The following is a 14,325-nucleotide window of genomic DNA, read 5'->3' as shown; positions in this document are numbered from 1 at the left end:
CAAAAACCCCCACCCCCGCCCCCAACCCGCCCCCTTTGGGGGGCTCGTCCGGCACCTCCTGTTGGGGGGTTTGTTGGGGGGGGGGGGCGGTGGCGGGGGGGTGGGTCCGCGCAACCGGCACCCCTTTTGCCAAATGTGGCCGGATAGAACGGAGCCCAAGCGGCCATTTTTGGTAACGCGCGGGCGAGGGGCGGGCCAAGCTCAAGCGGTGGCGACACCCAGGAGGAACTGTGCCGTCGGTTTGGTCTTCTACCTTCAGGTGCCAGTCTGGCCGGTTGAACGCGATGCGCGTGTGAGGCGGACCCGGTGGACTGTTTCCTGCTTACCGCCCCAGGACATGCGGGTGACGCCGTTCAGTTCGTAGCCGGGCGCGGGGACGCGGGCCGCCTGCACCGGGAGCACCTGCACCGGAACCGCCTGGTCCGGCAGCGCGGGCGTCAGCTGGTGTGGTGCGACAAACCGAGGGACAGCCGGGTGTTGCCAGGCCCTTCCAGCACCAGGGCGATCGCCTGATTGGGCAGTTCGAAGACCATGGTGGCGTCCGCGGTATCGCCCGGCTTGAGCTGCTGCTTCCCTGGCGATGTCCACAGCGGATGAATGCTGTTGGCACCCAGGCCCGTCACCGAGAACTGCGATGTGTCCAGTGCAACACCGTCACCCTCCAGGGCGGTGAACTGCACCAGGATCCGGACCCGGTGGGTGCCCGCTGACGGCCCCTCGTCCAGGACCTGGACCCGTTCCGGCGGAAGCCAGCCGTCCTTTTCCAGCGGAATGATGCCGTTGACCCGCGCCGTTCCGCCGGGGATCACCGCACTCGCGCCCAGCGGGGTGCTCGCCTCCGGCTTGGCCGTGAGGAAGAGATATCCCAGCACGAGTCCCAGGGCGCAGAGCAGGCTGATCGGGATCAGCAGCAGTCTCCTTCGCCGCCGGGTACCGGTCCTGCCGGCCGTGTCAGCTGGTGTCGATACGTCTGGGGCCATGGTTGACATGGCACGAGTGTGAAGCCGTCAGGTTGGAAAAAACCTGCGCGCACCCCCGCATTCCGGGTGGCCCGTCAGGCGGGGTTGGGCCGCAGCGGCCACTGGATGTGCTCGCGCACGTCGGTGAGGTTCATCGGCTCGGCCACGAAAAGGTCGTCCAGCATGTACTCGTCCACGGCCAGGATCCGGATGCGGTGCCCGGGCAGCCGGCCCTCGCCGTCGAGCGGTTCTGCGGAGACGCAGATGCCGGTCCCGGCGTCGATGCGGATCCTGGTCCGGCCGGGGCCGCAGAGTGGCGACGCCGGCTCCAGCGGACGGTATCCGGGGTTCGGGGTGACCACGGTTTCCAGCGCCGGACGGCCTTCATGCATCAGTTCCTGAACGGGCTCCAGCAGCTCCACGGCGTTGGCGTTGGGGAACTCCAGCGGCACCGGGGCATTGCCTGCCAGCTCCACGGGGTCCAGTGCAGCGGCGAAGCGGCCGTTGCCGAACGACGGTTCCCCGTACGCGGCCTCGGGGCGGCGCCGCACCAGCCCGCCGTCGTCGTAAACCGGGGTCACCAGGTGCGCCGGAAGGAGCCACGACTTCCGCTTGGCGCTGGTGTACAGGCCGTCGCGGGAATCGTTGATGCCGGTGGTGCTGCCGAGCAGGGTGCCGTCGCCGGACTCGAGTCGGAGCGCGCCGGGACGGCGCAGCCAGGCACGGACCATGTCACCCCCGGGAGTTTCGGTGTATTCGAAGCGCAGGGACTGCCATTTCCACGGGGACGAGCGGCAAAGGTTGCGAAAGGAGGCGGCCGACGTGGGCGTCGCACCGCCGCCGTGTTCCTGCCGGTGTTTGGCATCCCAGGTCCCCATATCCACAGTTTACGCGCGGCCCCCAGCGGCAGGCCGGGCAATCCAGTAGCATCCGAGTGTGATCCAACGACTGGGGGAACTGTGGGAAGCGGCACCGCCGGCGTTCTGGCTGCTGCTGGCTGCGTGCGCCTACTTCGCCGTGATGGCGGTGCGGCTCACGGTCATCGACGTCCGGCACCACCTGCTGCCCAACCGGATCGTCTTCCCCTCCTATGGCGTGGCCGGGGTGTTGCTGCTGGGGGCGGTGCTCATTCTGGCCGTCGGGGATCCGTCAGGAGTGCCCGACGGCGCCGCCCGCCTTTTCGGCGTTCCTGCGCTGAGGATTGCGGCAGGGGGAGCGGTGCTGTGGCTCTTCTACTTCGTGCTGCGGCTCGTGTACCCGCCGGGCATGGGGTTCGGTGACGTGAAACTCGCCGGCGTCCTGGGCCTGTACCTGGGCTACCTTGGCTGGCCGCACGTTTTCGCGGGCACGTTCGCCGCCTTCCTGCTCGGCGGGCTCTGGAGCATCGGCCTGCTGGCGCTGCGGCGCGGGACGCTCAAGTCGGCCATTCCTTTCGGGCCGTTCATGCTGGCCGGGGCGGCCGCGGCGATGGTCCTGCTGCCCGCCTGACCGCCGCTCAAAAAGCGCGAGGCCCGAGTCGAACAGGAACAGCTGGACGCACATGACCCAGATCCGGCGGTCGGAGAAGCTTGGAGTTTTTGTCCACGTATCGCGACTTGGAGGCCCTCCAACTCGCGATATCTGGACAAAAACTCCACGGTGGGGGAGGGGAAAGTTAAAAAGCGAACGACGGCGGCCGCCCGCCCTCGCTGGGAAGGTGGGCGGCCGCCGTCGAACTTAGGCGGTGGGGGACCTAGGCCTTGTGGGCCGGAGCCGTCATGGTGGTGACGTCCAGTGCCTTGTCCAGGTCGGCCTCGGAAACCTTGCCCTCGCCCTCGCCGACGAAGCCGAGCTTCACGGTGGCCTGGCGGACGGTGAGGCCTTCGGCAACAGCGGTCTTGGCGATCTTGGCGGCGTTTTCGTAGCCGATGAACTTGTTCAGCGGGGTGACGATGGACGGCGAGGCCTCGGCAAGGAAGCGGGCGCGCTCGACGTTGGCGGTGATGCCGTCGATCATCTTGTCGGCCATGACGCGGCTGGTGTTGGCCAGCAGGCGTACGGACTCGAGCAGGTTGGCGGCCATCACTGGGATGCCGACGTTCAGCTCGAAGGCGCCGTTGGTGCCGGACCAGGCGATCGCGGTGTCGTTGCCGATAACCTGCGCGCAGACCATGATGGACGCTTCGCAGATGACGGGGTTGACCTTGCCCGGCATGATGGACGAGCCCGGCTGCAGGTCCGGAATGGCGATCTCGCCAAGGCCGGTGTTGGGGCCGGAGCCCATCCAGCGCAGGTCATTGTTGATCTTCATGAAGGAGATCGCAATGTTGCGCAGCTGGCTGGAGGCTTCGATGAGGCCGTCGCGGTTGGCCTGGGCCTCGAAGTGGTCGCGGGCCTCGGTCAGCGGCAGGCCGGTGTCGGTGGCGAGCAGCTCGATGACACGCTCCGGGAAGCCTGCAGGGGTGTTGATGCCGGTGCCCACGGCGGTGCCGCCCAGGGGAACTTCGGCAACGCGGGGGAGTGCGGCGTTGATGCGCTCGATGCCGTAGCGGACCTGCGCGGCGTAGCCGCCGAATTCCTGGCCGAGGGTGACCGGGGTGGCGTCCATGAGGTGCGTGCGGCCGGACTTGACGACGTCCTTGAACTCAACGGCCTTCCGCTCCAGCGACTCGGCGAGGTAGCCGAGGGCCGGGATGAGGTCGTTGATCAGGGCCGAGGTGGCGGCAACGTGGACGGAGGTGGGGAACACGTCGTTGGAGGACTGCGAGGCGTTGACGTGGTCGTTGGGGTGGACCACCTTGTCGCTGCCGGCAGCCTTGAGGGCGCGCGATGCCAGCTCGGCGAGGACCTCGTTGGTGTTCATGTTCGAGGACGTGCCCGAGCCGGTCTGGAAGACATCGATGGGGAAGTCACCGTCGTACTTGCCCGTAGCCACCTCGTCGGCAGCGTCTGCGATCGCCTTGGCCAGCTCGCCGTCGAGCACACCCAGTTCAGCGTTGGCCTGGGCAGCGGCCTTCTTGACCCGGGCCAGCGCCTCAATGTGCGCACGTTCCAGGGTTTTTCCGGAGATCGGGAAGTTCTCGACTGCACGCTGCGTCTGCGCGCGGTACAGGGCGTTCACGGGGACGCGGACTTCGCCCATCGTGTCATGTTCAATGCGGAACTCTTCAGTGGAAGTCATGGGGCTAGCTTAGGACGCCCGGGCGCCGCATCGAAAACCGTGAACGGCTTGCGACAGGCGGCCAGCCCGGGCGCTTTCCGGCTGCTTTTAGAGGTCGCCGATTCCGGAAACAAGCTCCGCGTGGCCTTCGCCGAGGCTGTACGAGAGGCCGATAACCGCCGCCTTGCCGGACTCGATTGCGTCCGAAATCACACGCGAGCTGTCAACCAGGCGCTGGGAGGTCTGCTTGACGTGCTCCACCACCATGTCGTTGACCTCCGTCTGCTCGTTCCGCAGGGAGGTGAGGACCGACGGCGTGATGCGCTCCACGAGGTCGCGGATGAAACCCGTCGGCATCTGGCCGGTTTCGACGGCGGACTTCGTGGCACTGACCGCTCCGCAGCTGTCGTGGCCGAGGATCACGATCAGCGGCACACCCAATACGCCGATGCTGTACTCGAGTGAGCCGAGGACGGCGTCGTCGATGACCTGGCCGGCGGTCCGGACGACGAAAACGTCACCGAGCCCGACGTCGAAAATGATTTCAGCGGCGAGCCGCGAGTCCGAGCAACCGAAGATCACCGCGAACGGGTGCTGGTTCTCCACGAGCGAGGACCGCCGCGAGGCATCCTGGTTCGGGTGCGAGGATTCGCCGGTTACGAAGCGTTGGTTGCCTTCGCGCAGTCGGCGCCAGGCCAGGGCAGGAGTCAGATTTGTCGTCACGGCCCCACCTTACGGTGTGGGGCTCGCCGAGCGGGAAACAATGACAGCAGGGTTACTTTCCAGGGATTTGACGACGGCGCCCGCCAGGACCGCGAACTCCTCCAGGTTGGCGTCGCCCGCCAGGACAACGGTGGTGCCGCGGTAGGTGAGGACCATGCTCTTCTCGCCCTTGCCCGTGTCATGGAGTTCCCAGTCCTTGCCGCCGGCGTTGCGCGTGCCGGTGACAGGGGCGTTCTTGGTCTGCTGCAGGAGCCAGGTGGGGTTGGCCTTGCTGGTCTGCGTCAGGCCAATGAATTTTTCCTTCGGGGTCACGTACCCGACTTCCCAGGCCGCGACGCCGGTGCCGGTGGCGGCCGTCCAGCGGGCGTAGTTCGGGTGGAATGCGTCACCCGGCGCGGGGGCCACCGGTGTGAATCCCGCCACACCCGAGGCGTTCCCGGCCACCGCGCTGACGTCGATGTTGGGCCGGAAGCCCTCCGACTTCGGGGAGGGGTTCATCAGGACGATCGGCAGGAACGCGGCGACGCTCACCAGCAGGGCAATGATCATTCCGATCACCGAGGCATTGGCCCGTTTCGCGGCAGCCGCGGGGATTACGGGCTTAACGGGCTGGCCTCCTGTTGCCGGGGAGGGGGCGGGCGCCTGGAGGCGGCTCGAGGGGGCGGACTGGTCCTGCGTATCACTCACCCTTCTATAGTCGCGCATGCGGGGTCCGAACTCACATTCGAAGTAGGCAGCGGTGAGGCCGCGAGTCCGTTACAAGGTGGGGTCATGCGCCGCCCGTGGCCCCGCGGTGACGACTATGATCAGTTACAGAGGAATCACCGCGACGGTCGACTCGGGCCCCGCGGGTTCAATGATCGCCACTCGAAGAAGAGGTTCACGTGTCACCAGCGTCCATCACCCAGAAGTACTCAACGCTTTCCCCGTCGCTCGCCGTCGGAACCGACGAGCCGGACCGCAACCTCGCCCTTGAACTTGTTCGCGTCACCGAAGCCGCGGCAATCGCCGGCGGCCACTGGGTGGGCTTCGGCGACAAGAACAAAGCGGACGGCGCCGCCGTCGACGCGATGCGTTCCTTCCTTCACACCGTCCACTTCAACGGCGTCGTGGTCATCGGTGAAGGCGAAAAAGACGAAGCACCGATGCTGTTCAACGGCGAACAGGTTGGTGACGGCACCGGCCCCGAGTGCGACGTCGCCGTTGACCCCATCGACGGAACCCGCCTGACCGCACTGGGCATCAACAACGCCCTGGCCGTCCTGGCCGTCGCCGAGCGCGGCTCCATGTTCGACCCCTCCGCCGTGTTCTACATGGAAAAGCTGGTCACCGGTCCTGAAGCCGCCGACATGGTCGACTTGCGTCTGCCGGTCAAGCAGAACCTGCACCTGATCGCCAAGGCCAAGGGCGTCAAGGTCAACCAGCTCAACGTCATGATCCTGGACCGTGACCGCCACCGCCCGCTGGTCGAGGAGATCCGCGAAGCCGGCGCGCGCACCAAGTTCATCATGGACGGCGACGTCGCAGGCGCCATCGCGGCTGCCCGCTCCGGCACCGGCGTGGACGCACTGATGGGCATCGGCGGCACGCCGGAAGGCATCGTTGCCGCCTGTGCGATCAAGTCCCTCGGCGGCGTGATCCAGGGCCGGCTGTGGCCGACCAGCGACGACGAGAAGCAGAAAGCGATCGACGCCGGACACGACCTTGAGCGCGTCCTGTCCACCAACGACCTCGTCACCAGCGACAACTGCTACTTCGCTGCCACCGGAATCACCGACGGCGACCTGCTCCGCGGCGTCCGTTACAACAAGGAGAAGGTCCTGACGCAGTCGATCGTCATGCGCTCCAAGTCTGGCACCATCCGCTTCGTGGACGGCGAGCACCAGGCCAGCAAGTGGGAAGGCTACGCCCGCAAGAGCTAGCCCCTCGCTAAACGCGAACTGGCAGCTAATGACCCCAAAACTCGATTTTGCGGGCGTTAGCTGCCAATTCGCGTTTAAAGGGTGAGCTGGGCTGTGGATAACGGCTTCAGGGGGTTGGGCAAGGACCACAATGAAGCATGTCCCGCATCCCGATGCCTCCCCAGTTACCGCACGGATCATTTCTTGTGGACGACGCAGACCGCCTGGGCCTGAGCGTTAAGCAGCTGAGCCGTGACGGGATTTTTACGCCGTCCCGCAGCGTCAGGCTTCCGCTGCACAGCACAGGAAGCGTGGCGGACAACGTGCGCGCTTATTCGCGGCTTGATCCAACCTGCGTGCTCACACACTCGACCAGCGCCAGGATCCGCTGCATCTGCCTCCCGGGCTGGCTGGACCAGGACTGGCGCATCCACATAGCCCGACCCGCGGACGGCTGCAAGCCCCGCCGCCGCAATGTGGTGGGGCACCAGTTGTCGTTCAAGCCCGGTGAAGTGGTGATGTTCGACGGCGTTCGCCTCACGTCGCCGGCACGCACCTGGCTCGATCTAGCCGCGCTGTTGAGCATCGATGAGCTGGTGGCCGCCGGTGACTCGATCGTCGTCGAGCACGGTGAGGGCTTCCCCGTACCGCGCCAACCGCTGGCAACCACTGGCGATCTGAAGGCCATCGTTGGCCGGCATCCCGGCATGCGCGGGGTCCGGAAGGCGAGGCTCGCCCTGGATATGATCCGAGTGGGAGCGGATTCTGCGCCCGAAACAATGATGAGATTGGCGCTGGTGCGGGCAGGGCTCCCCGAACCCGCCCTCAACGTTGTCCTGCGCAACCGGATGGGGCAGCCTGTGGTCTGGCCGGACGCGGCCTACCCCCAGCAAAGGATCGCCTTGCAATATGACGGCGCGCACCACGGAAGCCACGAGCAGTACCGCCGGGACATTAAACGCCAAAGCCTCACTGAAAGCCTCGGCTGGCGTGAGCTTCGGGTGCAAAGCAGCGACCTCGAGGGGGACCGCCCGTTCGTTGTGGACAAGGTCAGGGCCGTTCTGCGGGGCCCGTACGCGGCCTCGATCGACGAACGAACCGGCAGCTAATGCCCGCAAATTGCGCATTTGGGGTCATTACCTGCCAGTTCGCGCTCAGGAGGCGGGGCGCTTGAGAAGGGACTTGACGCCGTCGCGGAGCTTGCGGGCCATCTGGTAGGCCGCGTAGCGGGGCCGGTTGATGGGCAGGTCCCACGTGCCGGGGTAGGCGACTTCACGCCCGCCGAAGGACTTCTTGAATGCGGTGAACCCCGCCCACTTGTGGTCGGGCTGGTCGGCGGGCGCCACACCCCACAGGTCCACGTGCTTCAGGCCCTTCTCCTGGGCGTCGGCCATGAGCGTCACCAGGAGGGGAATGCCTGCGCTGAGCTTGCGGTGGGTGTCATCCATGGCCGCGTGGGCGTAGGTCCGGGTGTCAGCGGAATCATAGGCCAGGGCCGCCGCCACGGGACCGCCGTGGAGGTCGGCGATGAACAGCGTGGCAGCGCCCGCGGGCATGAGGGACTGAGCCACCTGCGTCAGGTACTCGTCGCTCTGTGGCTTGAAGCCGTTCCGCCGCGCCGTCATGTGCAGGAAGTTCAGGAGCACCCGGATGTCCTCGGGATCCTGTGTGGCGCGGAACGTGACGCCCTTCTTGTGGATGTTCCGGTACAGGTTGCGGTTGACCGGCTTCATATCCGCCAGGACTTCCTTGAAATCCCGGTCCAGGTCCACGATCCAGCTGAGCTCGGGTTGCTGGTTCACCGGGGCGGGCTGCAGGCCGCGGCTCCGCAGCGTCCCGGGAGCACTCTCAGGATCGAGACCCACCGGCTCAATCCGGACAAACACGGCTCCGCAGGACTTGGCCAGCGCACGGAGGGCGGCCAGGGCGGCGTCGAACGCCTCAACCGACCCGGCCACCGGACCGTAGGGCGCGTACAAGACCTTGCCCGCAGGGTTCTTCTCCTCGATGGCCAGGAAGCTCCAGCCGGGACCGGACTGCCGGTGCACGCGACGACCCAGGGACTTCTGGAAATCCTCCCAGGCCTTTGTTTGCAGAAAGTATTCCACAGCCGGTCAGGCCTTTGTCGAGGTGGTCACGGCAAAGGCCACGGCGTCCTCCGTGGCCCCGGACACGGGATGGACGTTGACGGGGGCTTCGGCAGCCGGCAGGAAGGCGCTTGCGCCGTGGCCTAGCTGAAGGTCGCCCTTAGGCGAGTCAAGGATCACGGAACCCGCAACGACAATCACCACCGCGGCGCCCGACTGCGCCAGCGGCACCGGCTCACCGTCCGGCTGGAGTTCGATCCGCTGCAGCTGGAACTCGCGGAAGGGCGGGAAGTACAGTTCCTGTCCGAGTTCGGAGGTCTCCGGCCGGAGCATGGGCAGGCCCACCGATTCGAAGACAATGGTGTTCAGCAGCTCGGGAATGTCGATGAACTTGGGCGTCAGCCCGCCGCGGAGAACATTGTCCGAGGACGCCATCACCTCGACGCCCAGGCCGTGCAAATAGGCGTGGACCTTGCCTGCCGGAAGGTACACGGCGTCGCCGGGCTGCAGGGACAGCCGGTTGAGCAGTAGGGAGATCAGCACGCCGGGATCGCCGGGGTATTCGCCGTTCAGGCTCAGTACCGTAGACAATTCCAGCTGGTAGGGAGCCATGGGGGCCCCGGCGGCCAGCACGTCGACCACCCGGGACGTCGCTTCGCTGACTGCCTCGCCGCCGGCGATCAGCCGTTCGAAGGCAGACCGCAGCGCCTTCTCCTCCTCGGGCTGCGAAAGGTCGTCGATGACGTCCTTCAGAACCTGCGGGACGCCGTTCCCGGGGAGCTCAAGGCAACCTGCCAGGTGGAGGAAAATGTCGCGGGACTTCTCCGGTGCACGGAACCCGCACAGTGACTCGAACGGGGTCAGCGCGAAAATCATTTCCGGCTTGTGGTTGTCGTCGTGGTAATTGCGGTTCGCCGCGTCGGCCGGAATCCCGGCGCCGTTTTCGCGGGCATAGCCGGCCCTGGCCTGCTCGAGGCTCGGGTGCACCTGCAGCGACAGCGGCTTCGCCGCGGCGAGGATCTTAGCCAGGAACGGCAGGCGGGGACCGAACTTGGCCACTGATTCCGCTCCCAGGAAATGTTCCGGGTCCTCACCGATCAGTGCGTCCAGCGGCGTCGTCGTGCCGTCTGGCCGGATGGCCACCGACGGCGAGTCAGGATGGGCGCCGATCCACAGCTCGGCTTCCGGGCCGCCGGACTCCGGCCGGCCGAGCAGGCGGGCGATCGCCGTCGTCGATCCCCACGCATACCGCCGCAGGACGTTATCTATCTGGTACACGCCTCGTGTCCCCCTCGTTTGGTGTAAATGCTCAAAGCGGTGCGCACTGGCCGTTGGTGGCCACCAGATCGCGGATGGCCTGTTCGTTGCCCTCGCGCTTGAACTGGTTCAGCATTGCTTCAGTGATCGGTTTCCCCTCAGGGGTGGTGGTCACCGGGGTGAAGTCCGACGACGACGACGGTGCCGGTGAGGGGGTGGTGGCCGGAAGTCCCGCCAGGGGACCGGCGGCGCCTGCGGCGGAGAGCCTGCTGCCGGGAGCGGATCCCGGCTGCAGCACAGTGTCCGGTGCGGCGGCGGGCGCAGCGGCCGGCGATCCGGAGCTGGCGGACGCGAGCAGCTTCTTGACCCGATCATGGATCTGGTCAAAGTCGGGCACCGTGGAGAAGGACGCGTCGAAGTCCGGCGGGCCGATGGTGAGCCGCTTGACGTCCTGGCCCTTGGCCTTCATGGCGAGGTCCACGAAGCTGCCCAGCTGGCTGGAGGAGATGTTGGACTCCACCACCTTGGTGCCGGCGTTGGCGATGTCCTCGAACTTCGCGAGCAGCGTTGCCGGGTCAAGCTGTTTCAGCATGGCCTGCTGGACGCACTGCTGCCGCTGGATCCGGGCGTAGTCGTCCACGAACTCCCGGGACCGGCCGTACCAGAGGGCGTGGTAGCCGTCCAGCTTCTGCTCGCCAGCCGGAATCCAGCCCAGGGGCATGCCGTGGATGCCGTTGGCCTCGTCAACCATGTCGCCGCTGATGGGCACCCAGCCGCCGGCCTTGATCCGGATGCCGCCCATCGCGTCAATCAGCTTCGCGAAGCCGTCCATGTCCACCAGCACATACGCCTGCACCGTGATGCCAAGTGTGCCCGAAACGGCCTCCAGCGTGGCCTGCGCTCCGGGATCTGCGACGCCGGGGTAGAGGTCCTTGTGCTCGTTGGTGACCTCGGTGTTGATGGCGTTGATGAGGCATTCGTTGCCGCAGTTGTAGCCGTCCGGATAGATCTTCCGCATCGGCGAACCCTCGCTGAACCGGGCGTTCTGCAGGTTGCGGGGCACCGAGATGATGGCGGTCTGGCCGGACTTGGCGTCAATGCTGAGCACGGACAGGCTGTCCGGGCGCCGCCCGGTGCGGTCGGCCCCGGCGTCGCCGCCCATCATGAGGAAGTTGTAGCGGCCGTCCACCGGGTCAATGGCCGGGCCGTTGGCATTGAAGATGCTGCCGATTGCGTTGCGGCTGACGTTGAGCAGGTACGCGGCGTAGCCCAGCGATCCGCTGCTCACCACCATGGCGAGGACAAGGGCAATGACGACGGCGGGCCGCATCCTGGTGGGCAGCAACACCGGCCGGATGAGCCGCAGCGTGTTGACGAACAGCACCAGCCAGCCCACCGCCAGCGCGGCGAGGACCAGGACGATGAGCAGCGAGGCAACCGTGTTGGTGATGATGTTGATCAGCAAGGGCCGGTTGGTGAACAGCAGTACCAGGGCCAGGGCCGCGAGCAGCCAGGCGCTGAGGGTAACGCGCAGTGCGATCCGGCCAAGCTTGCGGTCCCCGGCCACGATCTGGGCGCTTCCGGGTACCAGCAGCGTGAGCAGGATCAGCAGGAACGCGCGCTTGGTCCGGACGGGTTCAGCTGCGCTCGACGGGTTGCGGACGGGATCCGTCAGGGGGCCCATGGACGGCAGTTCGGTGTTGGACATGGCAGATCCCTATCGGCTGCTCCGGAGAGCCACGTTTGAGTCGGAGAAGACCTCGTTGACTTTCTGGCGGAGGTTGGCGCCCTTCCGGCTGGCCACGTCGTTGAGTTCCTGGGCGAAATCCAGGAGCTCGGTGCGGAGGCGGTCGGCGAGCTCGTCGGTTCCGGAGGCCAGCATGCGGACGGCGAGCAGGCCTGCGTTCCGGGCCCCGGCAATGGAGACGGTGGCCACCGGAACCCCGGCGGGCATCTGCACGATGGAGAGCAGGGAATCCATGCCGTCCAGGGTCTTGAGCGGAACCGGCACACCGATTACGGGCAGGGGAGTGACAGACGCCAGCATGCCCGGAAGGTGTGCGGCACCGCCGGCGCCGGCAATGATCACGCGGAGACCGCGCTCGTGCGCCGTCTGTCCGTAGCGGATCATCTCGGTGGGCATCCGGTGGGCGGAGACAACATCCGCTTCGAACGGAATGCCGAACTCGGCAAGGGCGTCAGCCGCCGCCTCCATAACGGGCCAGTCCGAATCCGAGCCCATGACGAGGCCTACGAGAGGGGAGGGGGCGCCGCTTTCCGGGGCTGCTGCGGATTCGGGGCTCATGGGTTCTCCTCGGTGGTGCCTGTTGCCGCGGCCGGCAGCCGGCCGTCGCGGATGATGTTTGCCACGGTGGTGGCGCGCCGGCGGAGCGAGTCGACGTCCCCAGCGGACGCGCCCACCAGGTTGACGTGGCCGATTTTCCGGCCGGGCCGCACGGACTTGCCGTAGCAGTGGACCTTGGCGGCCGGTTCTGCCGCCAGTGCTGCCGGGAAAGCGGAGAAGAGGTCCTGGTTGTCGCCGCCCAGGAAGTTCTTCATCACGGCGACCTGGCCCAGCACGTCCGTGGCACCGAGGGGCAGGTTCAGGACCGCCCGCAGGTGCTGTTCGAACTGGCTGGTGACGGAGCCGTCCTGCGTCCAGTGTCCCGTGTTGTGGGGCCGCATCGCCAATTCGTTGATCAGGAAGCCGGCGCCCGCGCCGGGGGTCTCGAACATTTCCACGGCCATGACGCCGGTGACGCCGAGCTCGTTCGCGATCCGGAGGGCGGCCTCCTCGGCGGCCGCAGCCACCTCGAGGGAGATGTTCTGTGCCGGCGCGATCACTTCGTCACAGACGCCGTCCACCTGGATCGTGTGGACCACGGGCCAGGCGCGCGACGCCCCGTCCGGGGTGCGGGCAACGAGCGCCGAGAGCTCGCGGCTGAACTCGACCTTGGCCTCGGCGAGGAGCGGGCTCATGGCCTCGAACCAATCGGCGGTCCCTGCGGCTTCCTCGGGCGAGCCGACGATGCGCACACCCTTTCCGTCGTAGCCGCCGCGCGGGGTTTTGAGCACCACGGGCCAGCCGATCCGGTCTCCGAAGCTGACCAGGCCTGCGACGTCGTCCACCGCGGCCCATTCGGGGTTGGGCAGTTCGAGCCGGTCGATGGCGGCGCGCATGACCAGCTTGTCCTGGGCGTTCACCAGTGCGTCCGGGCCGGGCTGGACGTTGACCCCGGCTTCGATCAGGGCATAGAGGTGGTCGCCGGGGACGTGTTCGTGGTCAAAGGTCATCACGTCCAGGCCCTTGGAAAATTCCATCAGGGCATCGAGGTCCTTGTAGTCGCCCACGGGGGCGTTGGGGACTGCGGAGACCGCGGATACGTCTTCGCCTTCGGCCAAAACACGGAGTTCAAAGCCCAGGGCGGTGGCGGCAGGGGCCATCATGCGCGCAAGCTGGCCGCCGCCAACCACGCCGATTACTGGAAAAGTCACATCTTCCAGCCTACAGAAAAGGAGCGCGGTTGCCGTCTTTCATGGCTGTGAAGCTCCCCAAGTCGCGCGAATTTGGCGGCCCGGCAGCCGATGGGGCGGTCCGGCGCAGGCTCCTCTGAGGATACTCCCGGGAAACGGGGCTAAAATGGGAGCTTGGCCCAACGGCCCCCAGTATTCAGACGGCCACGGAGGGTCATGATTAACACACTTGCAGAGCGCATCCGGGGACTCGCCTCGCTATTCTGGCGCGAGGTCGCGAAGTTCGGTGCCGTGGGCGGTGTGGCGTTTGTCATTGACAACGGGCTGACTTACTACCTGATGCACGGACCCATGACGGACAGCGAGGCCAAGGCCCGCTTTGTGGGCGCCACCGTCGCCACCGTGTTTTCCTGGATCGCCAACCGGCTCTGGACGTTCCGGCACCGCCGCCAGGCCAACGTGGTCCGCGAATTTCTGATGTTCATCCTTATCAACGGCATCGGCATCGGCATCTCCACCGGATTTACGGCCCTGGCGAAGTATTCGCTGGGCGTCACGGACAAAAACATGCTCTTCGCTGCCGGTGTCGTGGGCATTCTCGTCGCCACGGTGGTCCGCTTCTTTGCCTACCGGTTCCTCGTCTTCAACCAGGAACTGGACCAGGAGCCGGAGTTCTCGCACGACCACGAGATCATCGAGGTCCACCACCATTCCGCCCAGCCGGCGCAGCGCGTCCTGGAGCCGGACGTGGACGACCCCGAGCGGCCCGTCAGGCCAAGCTAGCG

At 66.6% G+C, this 14,325-nt stretch carries 15 protein-coding genes; 4 read left to right on the top strand and 11 right to left on the bottom strand.

The window, feature by feature from the left end:
* Positions 1–255: 255 nt before the first annotated feature.
* From ACFTSA_RS05015 to ACFTSA_RS05005, 3 genes are all read right to left on the bottom strand, one after another.
* A complete protein-coding gene (locus ACFTSA_RS05015) occupies positions 256–408 on the bottom strand; it encodes a hypothetical protein (protein WP_377950082.1) in 153 nt (50 codons plus the stop codon).
* Positions 409–437: 29 nt separating this feature from the next.
* A complete protein-coding gene (locus ACFTSA_RS05010; protein ID WP_377950080.1) occupies positions 438–989 on the bottom strand; it encodes a hypothetical protein in 552 nt (183 codons plus the stop codon).
* A gap of 65 nt (positions 990–1,054) precedes the next feature.
* Positions 1,055–1,837 (bottom strand): hypothetical protein, encoded by a 783-nt coding sequence (locus tag ACFTSA_RS05005; RefSeq protein ID WP_377950079.1) that lies wholly within the window; start codon positions 1,835–1,837, stop codon positions 1,055–1,057.
* Between the two features lie 58 nt (positions 1,838–1,895).
* Between ACFTSA_RS05005 and ACFTSA_RS05000 the strand changes: the two genes are divergently transcribed.
* On the top strand, positions 1,896–2,447 hold the full coding sequence (locus ACFTSA_RS05000; RefSeq protein WP_377950078.1) for a prepilin peptidase: 552 nt from the start codon (positions 1,896–1,898) through the stop codon (positions 2,445–2,447).
* A 244-nt stretch (positions 2,448–2,691) separates the two neighbouring features.
* Here the strand turns inward: ACFTSA_RS05000 and ACFTSA_RS04995 are convergent, their stop codons facing one another.
* From ACFTSA_RS04995 to ACFTSA_RS04985, 3 genes are all read right to left on the bottom strand, one after another.
* Positions 2,692–4,119 (bottom strand): class II fumarate hydratase, encoded by a 1,428-nt coding sequence (locus ACFTSA_RS04995; protein ID WP_377950076.1) that lies wholly within the window; start codon positions 4,117–4,119, stop codon positions 2,692–2,694.
* Between the two features lie 87 nt (positions 4,120–4,206).
* Positions 4,207–4,821, bottom strand: coding sequence for a carbonic anhydrase (locus tag ACFTSA_RS04990; protein ID WP_377950075.1), 615 nt, complete (start codon positions 4,819–4,821; stop codon positions 4,207–4,209).
* A gap of 9 nt (positions 4,822–4,830) precedes the next feature.
* On the bottom strand, positions 4,831–5,526 hold the full coding sequence (locus ACFTSA_RS04985; protein ID WP_377950074.1) for a DUF4245 domain-containing protein: 696 nt from the start codon (positions 5,524–5,526) through the stop codon (positions 4,831–4,833).
* A gap of 179 nt (positions 5,527–5,705) precedes the next feature.
* Here ACFTSA_RS04985 and glpX point away from each other — a divergent pair, with 179 nt between their 5' ends.
* Both glpX and ACFTSA_RS04975 read left to right on the top strand, forming a co-directional pair.
* Complete coding sequence (glpX, locus tag ACFTSA_RS04980) at positions 5,706–6,743, top strand: class II fructose-bisphosphatase (protein WP_331574111.1); 1,038 nt, start codon at positions 5,706–5,708, stop codon at positions 6,741–6,743.
* Positions 6,744–6,928: 185 nt separating this feature from the next.
* Positions 6,929–7,831 (top strand): endonuclease domain-containing protein, encoded by a 903-nt coding sequence (locus ACFTSA_RS04975; RefSeq protein WP_377950073.1) that lies wholly within the window; start codon positions 6,929–6,931, stop codon positions 7,829–7,831.
* Between the two features lie 45 nt (positions 7,832–7,876).
* Here ACFTSA_RS04975 and ACFTSA_RS04970 read toward each other — a convergent pair whose 3' ends face one another.
* From ACFTSA_RS04970 to ACFTSA_RS04950, 5 genes are read right to left on the bottom strand one after another with little or no spacing between them, the layout of a single operon-like run.
* Positions 7,877–8,830, bottom strand: a complete 954-nt coding sequence (locus tag ACFTSA_RS04970) for a lipid II:glycine glycyltransferase FemX (protein ID WP_377950071.1) — start codon at positions 8,828–8,830, stop codon at positions 7,877–7,879.
* A 6-nt stretch (positions 8,831–8,836) separates the two neighbouring features.
* Positions 8,837–10,087 (bottom strand): mannose-6-phosphate isomerase, class I, encoded by a 1,251-nt coding sequence (manA, locus tag ACFTSA_RS04965; protein ID WP_377950069.1) that lies wholly within the window; start codon positions 10,085–10,087, stop codon positions 8,837–8,839.
* Positions 10,088–10,118: 31 nt separating this feature from the next.
* Entirely contained in the window at positions 10,119–11,774 is a 1,656-nt protein-coding gene (locus ACFTSA_RS04960; RefSeq protein WP_377950067.1) for an LCP family protein, read from the bottom strand.
* A gap of 9 nt (positions 11,775–11,783) precedes the next feature.
* Positions 11,784–12,371, bottom strand: coding sequence for a 5-(carboxyamino)imidazole ribonucleotide mutase (gene purE, locus ACFTSA_RS04955; RefSeq protein WP_377950065.1), 588 nt, complete (start codon positions 12,369–12,371; stop codon positions 11,784–11,786).
* Positions 12,368–13,513: a 5-(carboxyamino)imidazole ribonucleotide synthase gene (locus tag ACFTSA_RS04950; protein ID WP_377950224.1), complete on the bottom strand. Its 1,146-nt coding sequence runs from the start codon at positions 13,511–13,513 to the stop codon at positions 12,368–12,370. The genes purE and ACFTSA_RS04950 overlap by 4 nt, the downstream gene beginning before the upstream one ends.
* Before the next feature lie 243 nt (positions 13,514–13,756).
* Here ACFTSA_RS04950 and ACFTSA_RS04945 point away from each other — a divergent pair, with 243 nt between their 5' ends.
* Entirely contained in the window at positions 13,757–14,323 is a 567-nt protein-coding gene (locus ACFTSA_RS04945) for a GtrA family protein (RefSeq protein ID WP_377950064.1), read from the top strand.
* The last annotated feature ends 2 nt before the right edge of the window (positions 14,324–14,325 follow it).

The sequence above is a fragment of the Arthrobacter sp. NPDC057013 genome, from assembly GCF_042674585.1.
Taxonomy (GTDB): domain Bacteria; phylum Actinomycetota; class Actinomycetes; order Actinomycetales; family Micrococcaceae; genus Arthrobacter.
Note: the sequence above shows the minus strand (reverse complement) of the source record. Positions and strands in the feature narration are given on the sequence as shown.